Origin of the sequence: Streptomyces narbonensis, from assembly GCF_014649015.1 — a bacterium.
Classification (GTDB): domain Bacteria; phylum Actinomycetota; class Actinomycetes; order Streptomycetales; family Streptomycetaceae; genus Streptomyces; species Streptomyces narbonensis.
In genome coordinates this window covers 307,698-330,153 of the sequence record NZ_BMSF01000007.1, presented here as the reverse complement: position 1 = coordinate 330,153, position 22,456 = coordinate 307,698, and the positions used below count along the sequence as shown (strand labels likewise).

Below are 22,456 nucleotides of genomic sequence, written 5' to 3'. Positions count from 1 at the left end.
CCGGGGCGCGGACAACCCCGAGGAAGGGCCTGCGCTCGCCATGCTTCTGCTGCTGTCGCACTCCGACACCGACCTGCTCAGCGCCCGCGCGGCGAACGCCGCCTCCGCCGCCGGATCCGGTGGCCCGGTGGAGTACCGCTTCGCCAACCCCTCCCGGCTGCCCCTCGCCGAGCTCCCCGGCCTCCTCGACGGCGTCGAGCTGGTCGTCGTCCGCCTCCTGGGCGGCATCCGCTCCTGGGAGGAGGGCATCGACGCGATCCGCGCGACCGGGAAGCCGGTCGTCGTGCTCAGCGGCGAACAGGCCCCCGACGCCCAGCTGATGGAGACCTCGACCGTCCCCGTCGGCGTCGCCACCGAGGCGCACGCCTACCTCGCGCACGGCGGCCCCGCCAACCTGGAGCAGCTGGCCCGCTTCCTCTCCGACACCGTCCTCCTCACCGGCCACGGCTTCGAGGCCCCGGCCGCCGCCCCCACCTGGGGCCCGCTGGAGCGCACGGCCCGCCGCGAGGACGGCCCGACGATCGCGGTGCTCTACTACCGCGCCCACCACATGAGCGGGAACACCGCCTTCGTCGACACCCTCTGCTCGGCCGTCGAGGACGCGGGCGCGCGGGCGCTCCCGCTGTACGTGGCGTCCCTGCGGGCCCCCGAGCCCGAGCTGCTCGACCGGCTCCGTACCGCCGACGCGATCGTCACGACCGTCCTCGCGGCCGGCGGCACCAAGCCCGCCGAGGCGCAGGCCGGCGGCGACGAGGAGGCCTGGGACGCGGGCGCGCTCGCCGCGCTCGACGTGCCGATCCTCCAGGCGCTGTGCCTGACCGGTTCGCGCGAGAACTGGGAGGAGAACGACGAGGGCCTGTCGCCGCTGGACGCGGCCAGCCAGGTCGCCGTGCCCGAGTTCGACGGCCGGCTCATCACCGTCCCGTTCTCCTTCAAGGAGATCGACGCGGACGGCCTGCCCGCGTACGTCGCGGACGCCGAGCGCGCCGCCCGCGTCGCCGGGATCGCGGTCCGCCACGCGCGCCTGCGGCACATCCCGAACGCCGAGAAGAAGCTGGCGCTCGTCCTCTCCGCGTACCCGACGAAGCACTCCCGCATCGGCAACGCGGTGGGTCTCGACACCCCCGCCTCCGCCGTCTCCCTCCTGCGCCGGCTGATCGCCGAGGGCTACGACTTCGGCCCGGAGGCCGACCTCCCGGGCCTGGTCTCCGGCGACGGCGACGAGCTGATCTACGCCCTGATCGAGGCCGGCGGCCACGACCAGGACTGGCTCACCGAGGAGCAGCTCGCCAGGAACCCGGTCCGCATCCCGGCCGCCGACTACAAGCGCTGGTACGCCGAACTCCCCGCCGAGCTGCGGGCGGACGTCGAGGAGCACTGGGGCCCGGCGCCCGGCGAGATGTTCCTGGACCGCTCCCGCAACCCCGAGGGAGACATCGTCCTCGCGGCCCTGCGGCGTGGGAACCTGCTGATCCTCATCCAGCCGCCGCGCGGCTTCGGCGAGAACCCGATCGCGATCTACCACGACCCCGATCTGCCGCCGTCCCACCACTACCTGGCCGCCTACCGCTGGATCGCCGCCCGCGCCGAGGACGGCGGCTTCGGCGCCGACGCCATGGTCCACCTGGGCAAGCACGGCAACCTGGAGTGGCTGCCCGGCAAGAACGCCGGCCTGTCCGCCGCCTGCGGCCCGGACGCCGCCCTCGGCGACATCCCGCTGGTCTACCCCTTCCTCGTCAACGACCCGGGCGAGGGCACGCAGGCCAAGCGGCGCGTCCACGCGACGCTCGTCGACCACCTGGTGCCGCCGATGGCGCGCGCCGAGTCCTACGGCGACATCGCGCGCCTGGAGCAGCTCCTCGACGAGTACGCGCAGATCTCGTCCATGGACCCGTCCAAGCTGCCCGCGATCCGCGCGCAGATCTGGACGCTGATCCAGGCGGCCAAGCTCGACCACGACCTGGGCCTGGAGCAGCGCCCGGAGGACGACGGCTTCGACGACTTCCTGCTGCACGTCGACGGCTGGCTGTGCGAGGTCAAGGACGCGCAGATCCGCGACGGCCTGCACGTCCTCGGCGGCGCCCCGGAGGGCGAGGCCCGGGTCAACCTGGTCCTCTCGATCCTCCGCGCCCGCCAGATCTGGGGCGGTACGCAGGCCCTCCTCGGCCTGCGCGAGGCCCTCGGCCTGGACGAGTCGGCCGCGACCCGCACGACCGCCGACGAGGCGGAGGCGAAGGCGCGCGAGCTGGTCGAGGCGATGGAGGCGGCGGGCTGGTCGGTGGACGCGGTCGCGGCGGTGGCCGCCGACCACGGCCCCGACGTGGCGGCCGTCCTCCGCTTCGCCTGCGAGCAGGTCGTGCCGCGCCTCGCCGTGACGACCGACGAGCTGACCCACGCCGTGCACGCCCTGAACGGCGGCTTCGTCCCGGCGGGCCCGTCCGGCTCCCCGCTCCGTGGCCTGGTCAACGTCCTGCCGACGGGCCGGAACTTCTACTCGGTCGACCCGAAGGCCGTGCCGTCCCGCCTCGCGTGGGAGACGGGCCAGGCGCTCGCCGACTCGCTCCTGGAGCGCTACCGCACCGACAACGGCGAGTGGCCGACCTCGGTGGGTCTCTCCCTGTGGGGGACGAGCGCGATGCGGACCGCCGGCGACGACGTGGCCGAGGCGCTCGCCCTGCTCGGCGTCCGCCCGCTCTGGGACGACGCCTCGCGCCGTGTGAACGGCCTGGAGCCGATCCCGCTCGCCGAGCTCGGCCGCCCCCGCGTGGACGTCACGCTCCGCATCTCCGGCTTCTTCCGCGACGCGTTCCCGCACGTCATCGGCCTCCTCGACGACGCCGTACGGCTCGTCGCGGGCCTGGAGGGCGAGTCCGCCGAGGACAACTACGTCCGGGCGCACGCCCAGGCGGACCTGGCCGAGCACGGCGACGAGCGCCGCGCCACGACCCGTATCTTCGGCTCGCGTCCGGGCACGTACGGCGCGGGCATCCTCCAGCTGATCGACAGCCGCGACTGGCGCACGGACGCCGACCTCGCGGAGGTCTACACGGTCTGGGGCGGCTACGCCTACGGCCGTGGGCTCGAAGGCCGTCCGGCCCGCGCCGAGATGGAGACCGCGTACAAGCGGATCGCGGTCGCGGCGAAGAACACGGACACCCGCGAGCACGACATCGCGGACTCCGACGACTACTTCCAGTACCACGGCGGCATGGTGGCGACCGTCCGCGCGCTGAAGGGCACGGCCCCCGAGGCGTACATCGGCGACTCCACCCGCCCGGAGACGGTCCGCACCCGCACGCTGGTCGAGGAGACCTCCCGGGTCTTCCGCGCCCGCGTGGTCAACCCGCGCTGGATCGAGGCGATGCGCCGCCACGGCTACAAGGGCGCGTTCGAACTGGCGGCGACGGTCGACTACCTCTTCGGTTACGACGCCACGACGGGCGTGGTCGCCGACTGGATGTACGACAAGCTCACCCAGGAGTACGTCCTCGACGCGGACAACCAGGCCTTCCTGAAGGAAGCCAACCCCTGGGCCCTGCACGGCATCGCGGAGCGCCTCCTCGAAGCCGAGTCCCGCGGCATGTGGGAGAAGCCGGACCCGGAGACCCTGGCCGCCCTGCGGCAGGTCTTCCTGGAGACGGAGGGCGACCTGGAGGGCGAGGGCTCCGACGAGGAGTAAACCTCCTCCGAAGGGGCGGCGTCCCCTTCTCCGCGTGGTCTCCGAAGGCCTCGCTCACCGCACGGGGGTCGGTGGGCGGGGCCTTCGGCATGCCCGCGTGCGCGCATCGGGGCGGCTCAGGCGGAGGCGATGCGCAGGAGCACGGCGGCTGCCGATATCAGGGTGAGGATCACCGCCGGGGCCATCTCGTAGTCCTTCGCGCGGACGTGGGTGATCACGGCGCCCAGGAAGTAGAGGGTCACGCCGGTGGCCGCCGCCACGCCGAGCGGGGCCACGGCGAGGCCCGCGAGCAGGCCGATCGCGCCTGCCGCCTTCGCCGTCCCGAGCCACGGCAGCCAGGACTCGGGCACGCCCAGCTTGGTCATGTTGCCGGTGACCTGCGGGTTCCGGGTGAAGGTCAGGAACGCGGAGGCGGAGAGCGCGAAGGCGAGCAGCGCGGCGACCACGGCATAGCCGATGAACATGGTAGAGCTCCAATGATGCGAGACCAGCAATCGTTGAACGGTATCAACGATTTCTCTCGCTCCACAATAGGGCCGCTGTTACCGTGGACGGCATGGCAGCTCATCCGACCGACCGCCTCGGCTTCCTCCTCTCCTTCCGGGGGGAGCTCACCGGTGCGCGCATCCGCGCGGCCCTGGGGGTCGTGGGGCTGCACCCGCGGAACGCGATGACGTTGATGCAGCTCGCCCCCGGGGCCATGAGTCAGCGTGAACTGGCCGCCGTGATGGAGGTCGACCCCAGTCAACTCGTGGCGATCCTCAATGAGTTGGAGTCCGAGGGGCTGGCCGAGCGGCGGCGTGACCCGGCCGACCGGCGGCGGCACATCGTGGAGATCACGCCCGCCGGCGCCGAGGCCCTGGAGCGGGTCGACTCGGCGGTGAGCGCGGCGGAGCGCGAGCTGTTCGGGGATCTCAGTGCTGCCGAACAGGCCGTGCTGCGCGGGTTGTTGGACCGGGTCGTCGTCGATCCGACCGATCACGACTGCGGCGCCGGCTGAGGCGACCGGAGCGGGCGACGAGGGACGTCAGGCGCTGCCCAGGACCCTGACCGCCTCCACGATCAGGTCCCAGAAGCCGTCGGCGTCGACGTCCATCCCCACTTCCGCGTTCGGCGGGAGGCCCGTCACCCCGTCCAGGTCGACGACCGTCGCGCCGCGCGTCCACGTCCCCGTCAGCTCCACCCGCACCGCCGCCCGCACCAGGCTGACCAGTGACGGGTCGATGAGGTGCGCCACGGTCAGCGGGTCGTGCAGCGGCGGAGCGTCGAAGCCGTACACCTCGCGGTAGGTCGACGCGAAGTAGGTGAGCAGCTCCACGCAGAGCCGGCTCAGTGGGGTGCCGAGCGCCGTGAGCCGCCCGAGGACCTCGGGAGTGGCCCGTACCTGGTGGGTGGCGTTGAGGCCGAACATCGTCACCGGCACCCCGCAGCCGAAGACGATGTCCGCCGCCTCCGGGTCGCAGAGGATGTTGAACTCGGCGGCGGGTGTGGTGTTTCCGCGCTCCACCGAGCCGCCCATCAGGACGATCCGCTCGATGCGGTCCGTCAGCCGGGGGTGGGCGAGGAGCAGCGTCGCGATGTTCGTCAGGGGGCCCGTCGGGACGAGGGTGACGGGCGCGGGGTGGCCGGTCAGGGTCTCCCGGAGCAGCGTCAGCGCGTCGCGCGGGTCCTGCGGGACCGTCGGCTGCCCGTGACCGAAGCCGGCACCAGGGCCGGACTCCCAGGCGTCCCAGCTCGGGCCGTCCAGCCCCGAGCTGCCGTGGATGTGCTCGGCGACGAGCACACCCTGCGGCCGGGCGTGCAGCGGGCCCGCCGCGCCCGCGGCGATCGGCACGCCCCGGATCCCGGCGGCCTCGCACACCCGGCGGGCGTTCAGGGTGGTCTTCTCCAGCGTCTGGTTGCCCGCGACGGTGGTGATCGCGAGCAGGTCGACGGAGGGGTGCGCCGCGGCCAGCAGGATGTTGAAGGCGTCGTCGTGACCGGGATCGCAGTCGAGGATCACGGGTACGGGCATGTCTCCACCGTCCCACAGGGGGCGGGCCGCCGTCACGGGTGCCGGGCGGGTGTCGGACCGGGTCCCCGGGACGGCGGCCCGGCCCGCGCCTACCTGTTCTTCGCCGCCTGGGTCGCTTGCGCCGCCTTCACGGCCGCCGCCGCGTCGACGTTCCCGAGGCCGAGCTTGGCGAGCTTCTGCGGGTTGGCCGCCGTGTCGCGGATGGTCTGCATGATCGCGGCCGGGTCCAGGCCCTGCTGGTGCAGGAGCGCGGCCACGGCGGAGACGTACGGCGAGGCCATCGACGTACCGGAGAGCTTTCCGTACCCCGAGAGGTTCTTCAGGGTCTCCTTCGTCGTGTAGGTGGGGAGCGTGGAGAGGATGTCGACGCCGGGGGCCGTCACGGCGTTCTGCGCGCCGAAGTTGGTGAAGGAGGCCGGGCCGCCGGTGCGGTCGGCGGCGTTGACGACGAGGACCGGGGTGTCGGTCTTGTACGGCTGGAGCGCCGTCGAGTCGTTGCCCGCGGCGGCGACGACGACCGCGCCCTTGCCGGTGGCGTGGCCGATGGCCCGGTTGAGGATGCCGCCCTTGAGGAGGCGGGCCATCAGGCCGGACTCGCCCAGGGAGAGGTTGATGACGTCGGCGCCGTGGTCGGCGGCCCAGACGATGCCCTTGGCGATGTTCGCGTCGGTGCCGCTGCCGTCGGCGCCGAGCACCCGCACCGGCATGATCCTGGCGCCGGGCGCACCGCCCGAGACCCCGATGCCGTCGTCGGTGTGGGCGGCGGCGATGCCGGAGACGTGCGTGCCGTGGCCGTTGAGGTCCTTGGGCTCGTCGTCCTCGTCGACGAAGTCGTAGCCGTCGACGAGCCGTCCCTTGAGGTCCGGGTGGTCGAGGTCGGCGCCGGTGTCGACGACGGCGATGACCGTGTCGTCGCCCTTCGCCGTGGACCAGGCGTCCGGCATCTTCAGCGCGTCGAGACCCCATTGCTGGTTCCGCAGCGGGTCGGGCCTGTCGTCGTCGCTGCCGCAGCCCGTGGCGAAGGCGGCGGTGAGCGCGGCGAGGGCGATAAGGGCGGCGAAGGTGGCGGTGGTGGGCCGACGGCGCATGAAATCTCCCCATTTGTCTGCGTCCGACCCAGTCAACCGTCGGTGCGGAGCCCTCGCATCTTGAAGATCGGCCAGCCTCAAAGCTCATTGTTCTAGTAGAGTGCAAACAAGGGAGGTTTTCATGAACCGTGCCACGCCTCGTCTCCGCGCGCTCGTCGCGCTCCCCTTCGTCCTCGCCCTCGCCGTCCACCTGCTGCTCTTCGCCCGCTGGCGGGACGAGCTGCCCGCCGAACTCGCCACCCACTTCTCCGTCGGGGGAGAGGCCGACGGCTGGACCGGCAGGACCGCCTACATCGTCGTCAGTACGGCCCTGTTCCTCGGCCTGGCCGCCGGCTGGACCGCATTCGTCCGGCGCCGGTACCTGTGGGCGGCGTGGGCCACCGCAGGCTTCGCCGGCGGGCTCCTCGTCCAGCTCCTCCGTGCCAACCGCGTCGACGAGTTCGAGGTGCAGGTCTTCTCGCCCGGAATGGACCTCGGGGTGGCCCTGGCGGTCGCCGCCGTGGCCGGAGGCGCCGGCTGGGCTCTCGGCTCGCTCGTCCCCGAGGAGCCGCCGGCCGCCGGCCGAGGCCCGGCGGCGGCCGGCCCCCGGCTCCCGCTCGGCTCCGGCGAGACCGCCCGCTGGTCCAAGGACACCGGGTCCCGGACACTGACCGTCCTTGCGGCACTCGCCCTCGCCGCCGCCCCCGTCACCCTCCTCGTCGTCAGCTGGCCCGACGCCCTGCTCGGCCTGCTCGGTCTCGTCATCGGCGTGCCGGGCCTCGCCCTCGCCCGCGTCCGGGTCACCGTCGACCGGCACGGCCTCACCGTCCGGTCCGCCCTCGCCTCCCGCCCCCGCGTCCGGGTCCCGCTCGACGGCGTCGAGGGCGCGAGCGTCCGCGAGATCGACGCCGTCACGGACTTCGGCGGCTGGGGCTACCGGGTCCGGGCCCACCGCACCGGTGTGGTGCTCCGCTCCGGCGAGGCCCTCGTCGTGCGGCGGGACGGCGGCCGCGAGTTCGCGGTGACCGTGCCCGACGCGCGCACCGCCGCCGCCCTCCTCAACACGCTGGCCGAGCGGCATGGGAAGGTCTGACCGTGCTCTTCCGCGTCGACCCGGCCTCCTCCGTCCCCCTCGGCGACCAGATCGCCGCCTGCGTCCGCGGGGCGCTCGCCGACGGCTCCGCCGAGCCCGGCGAACGCCTCCCGGCCGCCCGGGAGCTCGCCGACTCCCTGGGCGTCAACGTCCACACCGTCCTCCGCGGCTACCAGCGGCTCCGCGAGGAGGGCCTCATCGAGCTCCGCCGGGGCCGCGGCGCCGTGATCGTCCCCGGAGTCGCCGCCCCCGACCGCGCCCGGCTGGTCTCCCGGCTGCGCGAGGCGGCGGCGGAGGCCCGTGAACTGGGCCTGACGGAGGCGGAGTTCCTGGAGCTCGCCCGTACGAGCCTCGGCTGACCTCCTCGGTCGGCTGCCCCGTTCCGTCGGCGGACCTTCCGTCGGCTGACCTCCTCGGTCGGCTGCCCCGTTCCGTCGGCGGACCTTCCGTCGGCTGACCTCCTTGGTCGGCTGCCCCGTTCCGTCGGCGGACCTTCCGTCGGCTGACCTCCTTGGTCGGCTGCCCCGTTCCGTCGGCGGACCTCCTCGGTCAGGAGACCCCTCCGTCGGCCGGGCTCAGTCCCGTACGGAGCCGATGCCGACGTTCCAACGGCCGGCGCGGCCCGTGAGTTCGACCGACGACCGCGGGCGCACGTCCAGGCGCCAGAAGGCGGCCTCCGGTGCGCCGAGGGCGTGCGCGACGGCCGCCCGGATCACGTCCGGCTCGGCGACGGCCCAGACCGTGCCCGGCTCCAGGCCGTCCAGCCAGCCGGCGACCCGGGCGCGCAGCTCCCGCAGGGACTCGCCGCCGTGCGGGGCCGCGTCCGGATCAGAGAGCCAGGCGGCCACGGACTCCGGCTCCTCGGCAGCGAGTTCGTCCAACCGCCGGCCCCGCCACCGGCCCATCGCGCACCCCGCGAGTGCCGCCGGCTCCTCGGCCACCGTCAGGCCGAGGAGTTCGGCCGTGCCCCGGCAGCGCGGAGACGGCGAGCCGAGCACCCGTACCGACCGTCCGAGACACACCGGATCGGCGGACCCGGGCTCCACGGCCGAGCCGTCGTCGAACCGGGCCTCCCGCTGGGCCGCGCTCATGGCCGGGGCGACCAGGACGAGTCGTACGGTCCGCTCGGGCGGGGCAGGAGGCGGGGCGGGCGGCGGGGAGGCGGGCGCGGAGGCGGGCGGAGACTCGGGCGGGGGCGAAGGTGCGGGCGGGGGCGCGTTCATGGGTGATACATCCCTCAGTGCTCGGTCGTCCGCCCGTACGCCCTTGGCGGGGTGGGGCCCGCGCGGTACGGTCACGGCGACAATTCCAGAGACCGACGACGGCGACACGGAAGTCCGGTGAGAAACCGGCACGGTCGCGCCACTGTGAGCCGGCCCGGCACCCCCGGGACCCGGCGAGTCAGACCCGACGACCGTCGTCGCACACCACCGTACTGGGACGCGAGTTCCCGAGGAGGTACCGCCATGGCCGAGGCCGTCGCCCCGTCCGTCACCCCCACCACCCCTGTCGTGCTGCCGGTTTCCCTGCCGGTCCGCACCGTGCTGCCCTGGGCCCTGTTCGCCGGGCTCCTGGCGCTGGTCGCGCTCTACTTCGTCGGCGCCGAGCAGGGCGCCCTCTCCGTCTTCGCGGGCAGTGATGTCCACGAGTGGGTCCACGACGGCCGTCATCTGCTCGGCTTCCCCTGCCACTGACCGGGGCGGAGGAGCTCACGCACATGTATGACACGACGTCCTCCACCGTGAGGAGACTGCTGGTCCGCGGCATGCTCGCGGGTCTGATCGCCGGACTGTTCGCCTTCGCCCTCGCGTACGTCGCCGGCGAGCCGTCCGTCGACGCCTCGATCGCCGTCGAGGAGGCCGCCGCGGCGGCCGAGCACGCGGGCCACGGAGCGGCCGCCGCCGCGGAGCCGGAGGAGGAGGAACTCGTCAGCCGGGCCGTCCAGTCCACGGCCGGACTGGCCACCGGCGTCCTCGTCTACGGCGTCGCGCTCGGCGGCATCGCCTCCCTCGCGTTCGCCTTCGTCCTTGGGCGCGTCGGCCGGTTCACCCCGAAGGCCACCGCCGCGCTCGTCGCGGCCGCCGCCTTCACGACCGTCTACCTCGTGCCGTTCCTGAAGTACCCGGCGACCCCGCCGGCCGTCGGGAACCCGGACACCATCGGGAAGCGCACCACGCTCTTCTTCTTGATGATCCTTCTGAGCGTGCTGCTCGGCGTCGCCGCGGTCGTCCTCGGTCGCCGCCTCGCCCCGCGCCTCGGGAACTGGAACGCCACCCTCGTCGCCGGCGCCGGCTTCGTCGCCGCCGTCGCCGTGGCCTGCGCGTTCCTGCCGGGGAACGACGACGCGGTGCAGGCCGGCTTCCCGGCGGCCGTGCTGTGGGAGTTCCGGCTCGCCACCCTCGGGATCCAGGCGGTCCTGTGGGCGGTCTTCGCGGTCGCCTTCGGGGCGCTGGCCCAGCGGCTGCTCGCCCCGGAGACGGTGCGCGCCACCGCCGGGACCAGGGAGACCGTCCCGGCGGCCTGAGTGCCCCGGTGCCGCGGTCGGGATTGACCTCGGCCGTGGCCGGGGCTGACCTCGGCCGCGGTCGGGGCTGACCTCGGCCGCGGTCGGCCGTGGTCGGGCGCGGCCCCGGCCGAGGCGGCCCGGCCCCCGTTCAACTCAGTTCGCGCACCGGGGCGCCCGCCAGGAACGCCTCGATGTCCTCGACCGCCTGCCCGAAGTAGCGGCCGTAGTTGCCCTCCGTCACGTATCCCAGGTGGGGGAGGGCCAGGACGTTCGGCAGGGTCCGCAAGGGGTCGTCGGCCGGCAGCGGCTCCGTCTCGAAGACGTCGAGCCCGGCCCCCGCGATCCACCCCTCGCGCAGCGCCCGCAGCAGCGCCCCGCCGTCGACGAGCCCCGCCCGTGAGGTGTTGACGAGGTACGCGGACGGGCGCATCGCCCGCAGCTCGGGCTCCCCGATCAGGCCGCGGGTGCGGTCGGAGAGCACCAGGTGCAGGGAGACGAAGTCGCTGCTCCCGAGCAGCTCCCGCCGGTCCTTCGCGAGTCGCACGCCGTGCTCCGCCGCCCGCTCCTTCGTCAGGTTCGGGCTCCAGGCGTGGACGTCCATGCCGAAGGCGAGGCCGATCCGGGCGACCCGGCCGCCGATCTTGCCGAGTCCGACGAGGCCGAGGGTCCGGCCGGCCAGGTCGGCGCCGACGGTGGACTGCCAGGGCCCGCCCTCGCGCAGCGCCTGCGCCTCGGTCCGTAGGTGCCGGGCGAGACCCAGGAGCAGGGCCCAGGTCAGCTCGGTGGGCGGCTCGGAGCTGCTGGCCGTGCCGCAGACGGTGATGCCTCGCGCGCGGGCGGCGGCGACGTCGACGGAGGCGTTGCGCAGGCCGGAGGTGACGATCAGCCGGAGCCGGGGGAGCCGGTCGAGGAGCGCGGCGTCGACCGGGGTGCGCTCGCGCATGACGACGAGGATCCGACAGTCCTCGACGGCCGCGACGAGCGCGTCCCGGTCGGTGAGGTGCTCGCGCAGCACGCGGACCTCGACCCGCCCGGCGAGCGGGCTCCAGTCGGCGGAGGAGAGGGCGACGCCCTGGTAGTCGTCGAGTACGGCGCAGCGCGGCAGGTTCATGACCGCATGATCGCGGATCGGCGCGTACACCGGGCAGGTGTCTGTTCCCACGCATGGCCGCCTTCCGCACCTCTCGGAGCGACAGAAGCACCCAGCTCGCGGAGAATTGCCTGGATTGTCCCCTCAGGAGGGCTGGTGCCATGGACGACGCTTCCGGTGACAAGGCCGACGAGATCACCGCACTCCGCGCCCGGGTGGCCGCCCTCGAAGCGGACCGCGCCGCCGCCCCACCACCCCGCCACCGGCTGCGCTCCTTCTGTGCCGCCCTGCTGATCGTCATCGGCTGCGTCCTCGTCCCGCTGGGCATCGTCGCCTCCTGGACCTCGGACATCGTCGGCGACACCGACCGGTACGTGCAGACGGTCGCCCCGCTCGCCGAGGACCCGGCCGTCCAGGCCGCCGTCACCGACCGGGTGACGAACGCCGTCATGGACCACATCGACCTGCCCGCCCTCCTTGAGGGCGTCGCGCCCGAACAGCGGCCCCTCGTGCAGAAGGCGCTGGGCAAGCTGGGCGGCTCCCTGGAGAGCGCGGTCGCCAGCTTCGTCCGCGACCGGACGCAGGACGTGGTCGCCTCCCAGGCCTTCGCGACCCTGTGGACCGATGCCAACCGCGCGATCCACACGGCCGTCGACCGGGCCCTGACCGGTAGCGATGACGGCGCGGTGAAGATCGAGACGGACTCGGTGACCCTCGACCTGGCGCCGATCATCGACCGGGTGAAGCAGCGGCTCGTGGACTCCGGACTCACGGTCGCCGCCAAGATCCCCGAGATCCACACCGACTTCACGATCCTCAGGTCCGACGACATCGGCAAGGTGAAGACCGGCTTCTCCCTGCTCCAGCTGATGGGCCGCTGGCTGCCGGTGATCGCCGTCCTCCTCGTCGCGGGCGGGGTGCTGCTCGCCGGCCGCCGGCGCCGCACCCTGATCGCCGCGGCCCTCGGCGTCGCCTTCGCGGCGATCGTCCTCGGCGTCGCGCTCACCGTCTTCCGCACGGTCTATCTCAACGCCCTCCCCGCCGGCGTCTCCCCGGCCGCCGCGGGCTCCGTCTACGACACCCTGATCCGCTATCTCCGCACCTCGGTACGGGTCTTCGCGGTCCTCGGCATCTTGATCGCCCTCGCCGCCTGGCTCTCCGGGCCGAGCCGCCCCGCCGTCCTGGTTCGCGGCCTTTGGCACTCCGGCATCAGCGCCACCCGCGCCACCGCCGACCGCGCGGGGATGCGCCTCGGCCCGGTCGGCCCCTTCGTCCGCCGGTACCGCACCTGGATCACCTGGATCCTCGTCGCGGGGGCGGCCGCGGCCTGTGTCTTCTGGCCGCACCCCACCGGCTGGGTCGTCGTCGGGCTCGCCCTCGCGCTGCTCTTCGCCCTCGCGGTGACGGCCTTCCTGGCGGAGGAGCCGACGGAGAGCACTGATCAGTCCCCGCCTCCGCCCCCGCCCCCGCCTCCGCCCGCGACTCCGCCCACCCTTCCGCCCACCCCTCAGCGCTGGTAGCCCCGGGCGGGGACCCAGGAGAGGCCTAGGGGGTGTCGTCACATTCCCGTCTGCCCCGCGGCGTTCCCCCAGCTACCGCTGGGAGGTGCCCCCAGGCACGCACTCTCGCCGCACCGGGAGAAAGCCCACGTACGTCCAGTACGTGGGCTTCCACCCGGCACGCCGAGAGCACGCACCAGACGCCGCGGGGCCGCCCTTCGGGCGACGACGGGAATGTGACGACACCCCCTAGCCGGGGCGGCCCTAGCCGGGCCGCCCCGGCTCGGCCTGGGCGGCCACCCAGGCGGCCGGGCGAGCAGGTCTGCCGTGACGGCGAGGGGAGCCGTGGCGGCGAGGGTCGTGGCGGCGACGAAAATGCCCACGACCTCCCCGGGCCAGGGCGCCGCAGCCCGGCCGGGTGTCCCGTACCTGCTCGACGAGGAAGTCGTGGAGGGCGTCGGGGTCGTGGTGCTGGTGTTCCGGCACAGGCACAGGCACAGGCGCAGGCTCCGGTATCGGCACAGGCACCGGCACAGGCTCTGGCTCCGGCACAGGCTCCGGTATCGGCACAGGCACCGGCAACGGCTCCGGCTCCGGCTCCAACCAGCACGGAGCCGGAGCCGGAGCCGGAGCCGTCAGGCTCCCTGCATCACCGGCGTACGGTGTCGTCGGTCTTGAGGTCTTCCACCTCTTCGTCGAACTCGTCGACCTTGTCCGGGCAGTAGACCTGGAGGACGATCCGCTCGATCTCGACGGCCTTCGTGTCGGCGATGACGGGCCGCTGGCCGGGGCCGGCGGCGCCGTTGGACTGCTGGATCTTCCAGAGCGCCGTCTTCAGGGCGCTGTCCGGCCGCTCGCAGACCGGGCCGCCGTCCGTGCCGAGCAGCTGCTCGATGGTGTCGGTGTCGGGGGGCGCGGAGTAGCCGGCTTCGAGAAGCTCGTCCTGGAGCTGGTTGGCTCTGGAGAGGGACAGGGTGCTCGACGTGATGTACGTGTACCGGATGACGCCGACGACGGCGAGCCCGACGAGGATCACGATCGCGCCCCAGTAGATCCACTTGTGCTCGGAGGCGAAGCGGGTGGGGCTCATGACCGGTCTCCCTCGCTAGGAGTGCCGACGGCGGTGCGCCAGCTCGGCTTGCGGAACTTCAGGAAGGCCCACGGGATCACGAAGCCCAGGATGACCAGGCCGCCACCGACGATGGCGACGTACGACCAGACGCTTCCGCTGCCGAACTGGGAGCTCGGGACGAAGCCGATGCACAGCGCGGCGAGCGAGGCGAGGAGACCGACGACGCACAGGACGCTCAGCGCGGGTGCCCGGTAGCCGCGGGGATGGTCGGGCTGGGTCTTCCGCAGCCGGATCGCCGCGGCGAACATCAGCAGGTAGACGATCAGGTACACCTGCGTGGTGATGACCGAGAAGATCCAGTAGACGCTGGAGACGTTCGGGATCAGGGCGTACCCCAGGGCGATGACCGTGGTGACGACGCCCTGGGTGACCAGGATGTTCTGCTGGATGCCGAACTTGTTCAGCTTCTGCAGGAACGGCGGCAGGTAGCCCTCCTGGCGGGAGATCTCCAGCAGGCCCTTGGAGGGGCCCGCGAGCCAGGTGAGCATGCCGCCGAGGGAGGCGGAGATCAGGGCGACGGCGGCGATCGGGGTGAGCCAGCCGATGTTGAAGTATTCGAAGAAGGCGTCGAAGGCCTGCATCACGCCTGCCGTGAGGCTGAGCTGGTCGGCGGGCACGACCCAGCTGATGGCGAGCGCCGGCAGGATGAAGATCAGCAGCACCAGGCCCATCGCCAGGAACATCGACTTCGGGTACTCCTTCGCCGGGTCCTTCAGCGAGGAGACGTGCACCGCGTTCATCTCCATGCCGGAGTACGACAGGAAGTTGTTGACGATCAGCACGAGGCTCGCCAGTCCCGTCCACTGGGGGAGCAGGTGTGAGGCGGTCATCGGGGCGGCGGACGGGTTGCCCTGGCCGAGGAAGACCATGCCGAGGACCACGAGCAGGGTCCCGGGGATCAGGGTCCCGATGATCAGGCCCCAACTGGCGAGTCCGGCAAGCGCCTTCGTGCCGCGTGAGGAGACCCACACGCCGGTCCAGTAGAGGACCACGATGACGATCGCGGTGTACGGGCCGCTGGAGGCGAGGGCCGGATCGATGATGTACGCGATGGTGGAGGCGACGAACCCGAGCAGGCTCGGGTAGTAGAAGATCGTCATCGCGAACTGGCACCACACGGCCAGGAATCCGAGCGGCTTCGACAGCCCCTCCGAGACCCAGCGGTACACGCCCCCGTTCCAGCCGGAGGCGAGCTCCGCCGAGACCAGCGCGGTCGGCAGCAGGAACACGATCGCCGGGACGAGGTAGAGGAACACGCAGGCCAGGCCGTACACGGCCATGGTCGGCGCGGCCCGCAGACTCGCCACCGACGCGGTGGTCATCAGGGCGAGGGTGACCCAGGTGAGGGTGGTGGGGGCGGGCCGTACCGCCGCCCGCGGCCTGGGGACCTCGGCCGGCGTGTCGATGCTGCTCAAGGGGGCCCTCCCGGCGTCTCGGACGATCAGCTCAGGCTCGAACGGCCCCTGGGCGTCGGCAACCGGAGGCGTCCGTATGGGTGACGGACGCCGTCACCCCCCGGGAGGGATGGTCCGGGCTACCGCTCCGGATCCAGGTGCTGCCGCTCCAGCCCGTCGAGCAGCGCGGCGAGGCCGAACGCGAAGGTGTCGTCGGGGGCTTCGGCGGAGTCGGCGGCGGCCGTGGTCTCGATACGGCTCCGCAGCCGCGGGAACCGGCCGGCGAGGAGAATCGGCTCCGCTTCGACGCGAGCGGCCACGAGTGGTGGGCGCCCGGGGCCTTCGCCGCCGGCTCGCTGGCCGCCGCCGTGCTCAACCTCGCCGGCAGCCCCTGGGGGACCACCCTGACGTGGGTCTTCTCCTCGATCGCCTTCCTCGCCAACATCGCGATCCTGCAGAGCCAGCTCGGCGCCGTGTCGTCCGTCCGGGCCGCCTTCCGGCGCACGGGCGACCCGAAGCTCCTGCGGGTCGACGTCCCGGCCTTCCTCACCGCCGCCGAGGGCGCCTTCCCCGCCTGGACCCGCGTCCTGCAGAACGTCCGCCACACCGTGGCCTTCGCCGGCTCCGCCCTGACCCTGACCTGCGCAGCCCTGGTCTGACGGCAGGCATACGCACCCCCACCCCTCGTCCGCCCCGCTCGCCCCCCCCTGCTCGCCTGACCCGCCCTGCCCGCCCCCTGTCCTGCTCGGCTCGCCCGACGCGATCGCCCGCCCGTCAGGCGACGGTGCGGGCGAAGGCGCGTCGGTACGAGCGGGGCGGGACGCCCCGGCGGCGGACGAACTGGGCGCGGAGCACGGCCGCGCTGCCGAAGCCGACCGCGCGGGCGATCTCCTCGACCGGGAGGTCCGTGGTCTCCAGGAGCTCCTCGGCGCGGCTGAGGCGCAGCCCGAGCAGCCAGGCGTGCGGGGTGGTGCCCGTGGAGGCGGCGAAGCGGCGGGCGAAGGAGCGTCGGCTCATCAGGGCCCGGCGGGCCAGCTCGGCGACGGGCAGCGGCTCGTGGAGGTGCTCGCGGGCCCAGCCGAGGACCTCGGAGAGCCGCTCGTCCTGACTGTCCTCCGGCACGGGAGTGGCCAGGTACTGCGCCTGGCCGCCGTCCCGGTGGGAGGGGAGCACCAGGTCCCGGGCGATGGCGTTGGCCGTGGTGGCGCCGTACTCGCGCCGCAGGAGGTGCAGGCAGAGGTCGAAGCCGGCGGCGGCGCCCGCGCCCGTGGCGACGCTGCCCTCGTCCACGTACAGGGCGTCGGGGTCGACGGTGACGGCCGGATGGCGCTCGGCCAGGAGCCCGGCGAACCGCCAGTGGGTGGTGGCCCGCCGGCCGTTGAGGAGCCCGGCCGCGGCGAGTGCGAAGGCGCCGACGCAGTGTGCCGCGACCAGTGCGCCGCGCTCGTGGGCGGCGGTCAGTGCGGCGAGTACGGCGGGGGCCGGAGGCGTACGGAAGTCGGCCCAGGGCAGGGCGATGACGAGGTCGGCCGAGGCGAGCCGGTCCAGGCCGTGCTCGACGACGAGCGGCAGGCCGACATCGGTGCGGACCCGGCCGGGCCGGTCGGTGCACAGGGCGAAGTCGAAGAGCGGCAGGCCCTGTCCGCGGGCGTCGAACACCTCGGAGACGATGCCGGCGCCGAGCATGCCGACGCCGGACGGGGCATAGGCGGCGACGGTCACGAAGGGCGGCACGCAAGGAGTCTGCCACGCGGCACGGTGGCCGCCTGGCACGATTCACGCGATCGCTGGCAGCACGGCCACTCGTGAAGGGCCCGCCGCGAGCGAAGACTTGGGCCCATGAACACCAACGACACCGCGCCCCTCGCCCGCACCGCCCGCTACACGGTCCTGACCACCGGCTACACCCTCTCCACGGGTCCCGGGGTCGCTGCCACCGTCTCCTACGTGCACGACGGCGACCGGCACGTGATCGTCGACCCCGGCATGGTCGCCGGCCGCGACCGGATCCTCGGCCCGCTCGCCGAACTGGGCCTCGGCCCCGACGACATCACCGATGTCGTCCTCAGCCACCACCACCCCGACAACACCATGAACGTCGGCCTCTTCGGCCGGGCGCGCGTCCACGACCACAAGGCGATCTACGAGAACGACCAGTGGACCGACCGGGACGCCGAGGGCCACGAGATCACCCCGTCGCTCCGCCTGATCCGCACCCCCGGCCACAGCCGCGAGGACATCACGCTCCTCGCGGGCACCGAGACCGAGGTCGTCGCCTTCGTGGGCGACCTGTGGTGGCGGCCGAACGGCCCGGTGGACGACCCGGTCGCCCCGGACCACACGGTCCTGCGCGACTCCCGGCTCCGCGTCCTCGCCGCCGCCGACGTGATCGTCCCGGGCCACGGCCCGGCCTTCCCGGCGGACGACACGGCACCGCGCTAGCCGGGCGGCTGGACCGACCGGATCGACCGGCTGAAGCAATTGAGCCAACCGGTCCTCCACGAACGACCGAGGCCCCGGGGAATCCACCCCGGGGCCTCGTCGGCCGTTCCGGCTCTACGGGAGGGCTACTCCTGCGCGGGCGGAGGCGGCGGCTGCTGCCGGTTCGGCTGCTGCTCCTGAGTGCCCAGCTGCTCGTGGATCTTCCGCTGGGCCGCATCGACCTGGCTCTGGTACTTGTTGCCCGTCTTGGCGTCGACGGCGTCGCCCGCCTTCTCGACACCCTGACGTGCAGTGTCCTCGTGGCCCTTGATCATGCCCTTGAGCTTGTCGAGCATGGACATTACGTGTCCTCCTCACGAAAAGCCGACGCACCCAGCATCCCGGTGAACCGATGCTTCCGCATCCTGGCCGCCCTGACCCGGCCGGTCGCCGTCACGTGAGCCGAGGGCATCAGTGGATCCGCTGCCCGCGTGCGGCCAGTTCCGCGACGGCCGCGGCGACCGTGCCGACCTCGTCCTCGGTGTTGTAGTAGTGCGGCGACAGCCGCAGGCACCAGTCGACGTCCTTGTCGCCGAAGTCGAACTGCGCGAACTCCCGCAGGCTCAGAGCGGAGTTGATGCTCAGCTCGTCCAGGGCGGCCTTGAACGGCTGGGGCTGCCACCCGTCGATCGCGAAGGTGACGAGCGCCGCCGGGGCCGGTCCTCCGTCGAGGACGCGTACGCCGTCGATCTCGGCCAGCCGGCCGCGCAGCCGGGCGGCGAGGGCGGGGGTCCGGCGGGAGATGGGTTCCAGGCCGACGGCAAGGGCGTAGCGCACAGCCGCCGCACAGCCCAGCAGCGTGGCGTACGGGAACTCCCACTCCTCGAAGCGGGCGGCGGTGTCCACCGGGCGGTAGGTGTCGGGTCCGGTCCAGCGGGCGCCGTACATGTCGATGAAGAGCGGCTCGTACCCCTCCCGCAGGACGCGGTCGGAGACGTAGAGAAAGCCCGAACCGCGCGGTCCGCGCAGGAACTTGCGGCAGGTGCCGGTCAGCAGGTCGCAGCCGATCTCCTCGACGTCGAGCGGGTACTGGCCGACCGACTGGCAGGCGTCGACGAGGTAGAGCAGGCCGAGTTCGCGGCAGTGCCGGCCGATCTCGGCGACGGGCTGTACGAGGCCGGAGTTGGTGGGGACGTGGGTCGCGGCGACCAGGCGGGGCCGGTGGGCGCGCATGAGGGCCGCCATGGCGTCGACGTCGACGCCGCTGCCGTCGGGGTGGTCGGGGGCGTGGACGATCTCGACGCCGTGCCGTTTGCGCAGGGCGAGGAAGGCGATCTGGTTGGAGACGAAGTCGTTGCGGGTGGTGAGGACGGTGTCGCCGGGCTGGAAGTCGATCGCCGACAGGGCCTTGGTGTAGGCGTGGGTGGCGCTGCCGGCGAAGGCGATGTTGCCGGGGCGGGTGCCCAGGAGCTCGGCGATCGAGGCGTGGAAGTCCCGGACGCGGACCTCCTGCGCGGCGGAGGCCTCGTATCCGCCGATCTCCGCCTCCAGTTGGAGGTGGTCGGTCATGGCCTGGAGGACCGGGCGGGCGACGAGTCCGCAGCCCGCGTTGTTGAAGTGGACGACCGACTCGCAGCCGGGGGTGTCCGCGCGGAGGGCCGTCACGTCGAGGAGAGGCTCTCCGGAGAGGAGTGATTCTCCAGCGAGGAGAGAAGCGTTACTCTTATGTCCCATGTCTGACAGTAGCAGTACTGAGGTGGTTGTCGCGCTCCTTCGCGCGGAGATCTCCCGGCTCGCCTCCGGCGACCGGCTGCCCAGCAGCAGGGAATTGACGAGCCGTCACGGCGTCAGCCCGGTCACGGTGTCCCGGGCCTTCGCCCAACTGGCCGCCGAGGGAGAGGTGGTCACCCGCCCCGGCAGCGGCACCTACGTCTCCCCGCGCCGCGCGCGCACGGCGACCGACGCCCCGGACACTTCCTGGCAGGCGGTGGCCCTCGCCGGCCGCGAGTTCGACCCCGGCACCCAGGACGGCCCCCAGGACCCGCCGCCCGCCGGGGTCATCGCCATGGCGGGCGGCTACCTGCACCCCTCGCTCCGCCCCGACCGGGCGCTGAGCGCCGCGCTCGCCCGCGCCGCCCGCCGCCCCGACGCCTGGGACCGGGCCCCCGCCGCGGGCCTCGCTCCGCTGCGCGCGGTCTTCGCCCGCGCGGCCGGCGGAGACGTCGGACCCGAGGACGTCCTGGTCACCGGCGGCGGACAGGGCGCGCTGTCGATGCTCTTCAGGGCCCTGGCCGCGCCCGGCAGCCCGGTCCTCGTGGAGTCGCCGACGTACCCCGGCGCGCTGGCCGCCGCCCGCGCGGCGGGACTGCGCCCCGTGCCCGTACCGATGGACGCGGACGGCATCCGCCCCGACCTCCTCGCCGAGGCCTTCGCCGTGACCGGCGCCCGGGTGCTCTACTGCCAGCCCACCTTCCACAACCCCACCGGCACGGTCCTCGCCCCCGAACGCCGCCGCCAGGTCGTCGACGTGGCCCGGGCCGCCGGGGCGTTCGTCGTCGAGGACGACTTCGCCCGCCACCTCGGCCACGGCGGGCCCGTCCCCCGCCCGCTGGTCGCGGACGACCGCGACGGCACAGTCATCCACCTGGCCACGCTCACCAAGCCGGCCTCGCCGAGCCTCCGGATCGGCGCGGTGATCGCCCGCGGACCGGTGATGCGCAGACTCCAGGGCATGCGCAGGGTCGACGACTTCTTCCTCGCCCGCCCCCTGCAGGAGGCGGCCCTGGAACTGCTCAGCACCCCCGCCTGGGACCGCCACCTCCGCTCCCTCTCCACCAGGCTGCGAGAACGCTGCGCCGTCCTCGCCGACGCCCTGGCCCGCGAACTCCCCGAATGGACCCCCGCCCGTGTCCCGACGGGCGGCCTCCACCTGTGGGTCCAGCTCCCGCCCGGCTTCGACGACACCACCGTCGCCCAGACGGCCCGCACCCACGGAGTAGCGGTCAACGCAGGCACCCCCTCCTTCCCGGCCGACCCGCCAGCCGCCTACCTCCGCCTGGGCTTCGCGGCCACCGAAACCCCCGCGGAGCTCACGGAAGGCATCCACCGCCTGACCCGAACGGCCGCCGCCTGCGCGGCGGGGTGAGGGCGAGACGGAGCAGGGCAGGGCGGGCGGGCAGGCCAGGTCAGGCAGGCCAGGCCAGGTCAGGTCAGGCAGGCCAGGTCAGGTCAGGCAGGCCAGGGCAGGGCGAAGGCCCGGGCAGGGCGAAGGCCCGGGTCGGCGTGCGACCCGGGCCTTCTTCTTCGAGGAGAACGGATGACGGGCGTACTCAGGCCGCTGCCTCCGCCGCGACGAGGCTCGGGGTCTCCGACACCACGACGGGGCGGCGGCGGGTCGGGATGCCCAGGGTCGGGTTGGCGGTGCCCCAGGCCGCGCCCTTGCAGATCATCTCCTTGTAGCGGGCCGCCATACGGCCCGTCAGGGCCTTCTCGACGGCCTGGTCCTCGGCGGTGACGAACTGGATCAGGGCGTCGCCGCGGCCGAGCGAGATGCACTGCTGCGAGTAACGGATGGCGATGTGGGGGACCTTGGTGCCGGCCAGCCGGGCGGCGATGGCGTCGGCGGCCTGCCAGGCCATGGGGACGCCCGAGGCGCAGGACATGCGCAGCGGCTTGTCGCCCGGGCCGAGCGCCATCGCGGCGTCGCCGATGGCGTACACGTCCGGGTGGGAGACCGAGCGCATCGTGCTGTCGACCACGATCTGGCCGCCGTCGGTGAGCTCCAGGGTGGTGGCGCCGGCGATCGGGCGGACGGCGAAACCGGTGGTCCAGACGGTGACGTCGGCGGGGACGGTCCGGCCGTCGGCGGTCGTGACGCGGTCCGCCTCCACGGCGTCGACCGCGGCGTGCTCGTGGACCGTGATGCCGAGCCTGTCCACCACCTTCCGGAGGTGGGCGCGGCCCTTCTCCGAGAGCCAGTCGCCGAGTACGCCGCGGGCGGCCAGGGAGACGTCGAGGTCGGGGCGGGCCTCGGCGATCTCGGTCGCGGCCTCCAGGCCGGTCAGCCCGCCGCCGACCACGACGACCGGGCGGCCGGCTTCCAGGGCGGCCAGGCGGTCGCGGAGGCGCAGCGCGCCGGGGCGGCTGGAGACCTCGTGGGCGTGCTCGGCGGTGCCGGGGACGCCGCCGTCGTTCCAGCCGCTGCCGAGGGCGTAGACCAGGGTGTCGTAGGCCAGTTCCTCCTGCCCGAGGCCGTTCGCGGCGGAGACCGCCACCGTCTTGCGGTCCACGTCCACGGCGGTGACCTTCGCGAGCTTCAGCTCCACGCCCGTACCGGCGAACATCTCGTCGAACGGCCGGGGCTTCAGCTCCTGGCCGGCCGCGATCTGGTGCAGTCGGACGCGCTCGACGAAGTCGGGCTCGGCGTTCACGAGGGTGACGGTGACGTCCTCGCGGCGCAGTCGCTTGGCGATACGGCCGGCGGCGGCGGCACCGGTGTAGCCGGCTCCGAGGACGACGATGCGGTGCTCCATGTCCGTGCTCCTGTCTGGGCGGTTCCGCC

22 protein-coding genes are annotated in these 22,456 nt (G+C 73.4%); 10 read left to right on the top strand and 12 right to left on the bottom strand.

The features are described 5' to 3' along the window. Positions 1-40 precede the first annotated feature (40 nt). Positions 41-3,679, top strand: coding sequence for a cobaltochelatase subunit CobN (cobN, locus tag IE124_RS16140; protein ID WP_189508439.1), 3,639 nt, complete (start codon positions 41-43; stop codon positions 3,677-3,679). Positions 3,680-3,795: 116 nt separating this feature from the next. Here the strand turns inward: cobN and IE124_RS16135 are convergent, their stop codons facing one another. Further along, positions 3,796-4,143 carry a DoxX family protein gene (locus tag IE124_RS16135; RefSeq protein WP_189508438.1) on the bottom strand — a complete coding sequence of 116 codons (348 nt, stop codon included), beginning with the start codon at positions 4,141-4,143 and terminating at the stop codon, positions 3,796-3,798. Between the two features lie 92 nt (positions 4,144-4,235). On the opposite strand from IE124_RS16135, the gene IE124_RS16130 reads away from it, so the two are divergent. Beyond that, a complete protein-coding gene (locus tag IE124_RS16130) occupies positions 4,236-4,679 on the top strand; it encodes a MarR family winged helix-turn-helix transcriptional regulator (protein WP_229832494.1) in 444 nt (147 codons plus the stop codon). Positions 4,680-4,706: 27 nt separating this feature from the next. Here the strand turns inward: IE124_RS16130 and IE124_RS16125 are convergent, their stop codons facing one another. Then, on the bottom strand, positions 4,707-5,693 hold the full coding sequence (locus tag IE124_RS16125; RefSeq protein ID WP_189508436.1) for a nucleoside hydrolase: 987 nt from the start codon (positions 5,691-5,693) through the stop codon (positions 4,707-4,709). Positions 5,694-5,782: 89 nt separating this feature from the next. Continuing rightward, positions 5,783-6,781, bottom strand: coding sequence for a S8 family peptidase (locus IE124_RS16120; protein ID WP_189508435.1), 999 nt, complete (start codon positions 6,779-6,781; stop codon positions 5,783-5,785). A 121-nt stretch (positions 6,782-6,902) separates the two neighbouring features. Between IE124_RS16120 and IE124_RS16115 the strand changes: the two genes are divergently transcribed. Together IE124_RS16115 and IE124_RS16110 are read left to right on the top strand one after the other, a co-directional pair. Then, positions 6,903-7,853 carry a DUF1648 domain-containing protein gene (locus tag IE124_RS16115; protein ID WP_189508434.1) on the top strand — a complete coding sequence of 317 codons (951 nt, stop codon included), beginning with the start codon at positions 6,903-6,905 and terminating at the stop codon, positions 7,851-7,853. A gap of 2 nt (positions 7,854-7,855) precedes the next feature. After that, complete coding sequence (locus tag IE124_RS16110) at positions 7,856-8,212, top strand: GntR family transcriptional regulator (protein WP_056653345.1); 357 nt, start codon at positions 7,856-7,858, stop codon at positions 8,210-8,212. Positions 8,213-8,428: 216 nt separating this feature from the next. Here IE124_RS16110 and IE124_RS16105 read toward each other — a convergent pair whose 3' ends face one another. Further along, entirely contained in the window at positions 8,429-9,076 is a 648-nt protein-coding gene (locus tag IE124_RS16105; RefSeq protein ID WP_189508433.1) for a histidine phosphatase family protein, read from the bottom strand. Positions 9,077-9,319: 243 nt separating this feature from the next. Here IE124_RS16105 and IE124_RS16100 point away from each other — a divergent pair, with 243 nt between their 5' ends. Together IE124_RS16100 and IE124_RS16095 are read left to right on the top strand one after the other, a co-directional pair. Then, a complete protein-coding gene (locus IE124_RS16100) occupies positions 9,320-9,547 on the top strand; it encodes a CbtB domain-containing protein (RefSeq protein ID WP_055642578.1) in 228 nt (75 codons plus the stop codon). Between the two features lie 23 nt (positions 9,548-9,570). Then, a complete protein-coding gene (locus IE124_RS16095; protein ID WP_189508432.1) occupies positions 9,571-10,377 on the top strand; it encodes a CbtA family protein in 807 nt (268 codons plus the stop codon). 130 nt (positions 10,378-10,507) lie between these two features. On the opposite strand, the gene IE124_RS16090 is transcribed toward IE124_RS16095, so the two are convergent. After that, complete coding sequence (locus IE124_RS16090; RefSeq protein ID WP_189508536.1) at positions 10,508-11,470, bottom strand: D-2-hydroxyacid dehydrogenase family protein; 963 nt, start codon at positions 11,468-11,470, stop codon at positions 10,508-10,510. A 140-nt stretch (positions 11,471-11,610) separates the two neighbouring features. Between IE124_RS16090 and IE124_RS16085 the strand changes: the two genes are divergently transcribed. After that, positions 11,611-12,969 (top strand): hypothetical protein, encoded by a 1,359-nt coding sequence (locus IE124_RS16085; RefSeq protein WP_229832493.1) that lies wholly within the window; start codon positions 11,611-11,613, stop codon positions 12,967-12,969. Positions 12,970-13,212: 243 nt separating this feature from the next. On the opposite strand, the gene IE124_RS16080 is transcribed toward IE124_RS16085, so the two are convergent. The 3 genes from IE124_RS16080 to gadC form a co-directional block, all read right to left on the bottom strand. Beyond that, a complete protein-coding gene (locus IE124_RS16080) occupies positions 13,213-13,446 on the bottom strand; it encodes a hypothetical protein (RefSeq protein WP_189508431.1) in 234 nt (77 codons plus the stop codon). A 151-nt stretch (positions 13,447-13,597) separates the two neighbouring features. Then, positions 13,598-14,038: a hypothetical protein gene (locus tag IE124_RS16075; RefSeq protein WP_189508430.1), complete on the bottom strand. Its 441-nt coding sequence runs from the start codon at positions 14,036-14,038 to the stop codon at positions 13,598-13,600. Continuing rightward, on the bottom strand, positions 14,035-15,495 hold the full coding sequence (gadC, locus tag IE124_RS16070) for a glutamate/gamma-aminobutyrate antiporter GadC (RefSeq protein ID WP_189508429.1): 1,461 nt from the start codon (positions 15,493-15,495) through the stop codon (positions 14,035-14,037). Before gadC ends, IE124_RS16075 begins: the two co-directional genes overlap by 4 nt. Before the next feature lie 80 nt (positions 15,496-15,575). On the opposite strand from gadC, the gene IE124_RS36070 reads away from it, so the two are divergent. Further along, on the top strand, positions 15,576-16,133 hold the full coding sequence (locus IE124_RS36070; RefSeq protein ID WP_381861241.1) for a hypothetical protein: 558 nt from the start codon (positions 15,576-15,578) through the stop codon (positions 16,131-16,133). A gap of 115 nt (positions 16,134-16,248) precedes the next feature. Here IE124_RS36070 and IE124_RS16055 read toward each other — a convergent pair whose 3' ends face one another. After that, positions 16,249-17,160, bottom strand: coding sequence for a GlxA family transcriptional regulator (locus tag IE124_RS16055; RefSeq protein WP_189508535.1), 912 nt, complete (start codon positions 17,158-17,160; stop codon positions 16,249-16,251). 153 nt (positions 17,161-17,313) lie between these two features. On the opposite strand from IE124_RS16055, the gene IE124_RS16050 reads away from it, so the two are divergent. Next, on the top strand, positions 17,314-17,916 hold the full coding sequence (locus IE124_RS16050) for an MBL fold metallo-hydrolase (protein WP_189508426.1): 603 nt from the start codon (positions 17,314-17,316) through the stop codon (positions 17,914-17,916). Between the two features lie 125 nt (positions 17,917-18,041). Here the strand turns inward: IE124_RS16050 and IE124_RS16045 are convergent, their stop codons facing one another. Together IE124_RS16045 and IE124_RS16040 are read right to left on the bottom strand one after the other, a co-directional pair. Beyond that, positions 18,042-18,257 carry an antitoxin gene (locus IE124_RS16045; RefSeq protein ID WP_189508425.1) on the bottom strand — a complete coding sequence of 72 codons (216 nt, stop codon included), beginning with the start codon at positions 18,255-18,257 and terminating at the stop codon, positions 18,042-18,044. Positions 18,258-18,366: 109 nt separating this feature from the next. After that, the gene (locus tag IE124_RS16040) at positions 18,367-19,560 is read right to left on the bottom strand and encodes an aminotransferase class V-fold PLP-dependent enzyme (RefSeq protein ID WP_229832492.1); all 1,194 of its coding nucleotides are present in this window, start codon (positions 19,558-19,560) and stop codon (positions 18,367-18,369) included. 67 nt (positions 19,561-19,627) lie between these two features. On the opposite strand from IE124_RS16040, the gene IE124_RS16035 reads away from it, so the two are divergent. Further along, complete coding sequence (locus tag IE124_RS16035) at positions 19,628-21,040, top strand: aminotransferase-like domain-containing protein (protein ID WP_189508423.1); 1,413 nt, start codon at positions 19,628-19,630, stop codon at positions 21,038-21,040. Between the two features lie 184 nt (positions 21,041-21,224). Here the strand turns inward: IE124_RS16035 and IE124_RS16030 are convergent, their stop codons facing one another. After that, a complete protein-coding gene (locus IE124_RS16030; RefSeq protein ID WP_189508422.1) occupies positions 21,225-22,427 on the bottom strand; it encodes an NAD(P)/FAD-dependent oxidoreductase in 1,203 nt (400 codons plus the stop codon). Positions 22,428-22,456 lie beyond the last annotated feature (29 nt).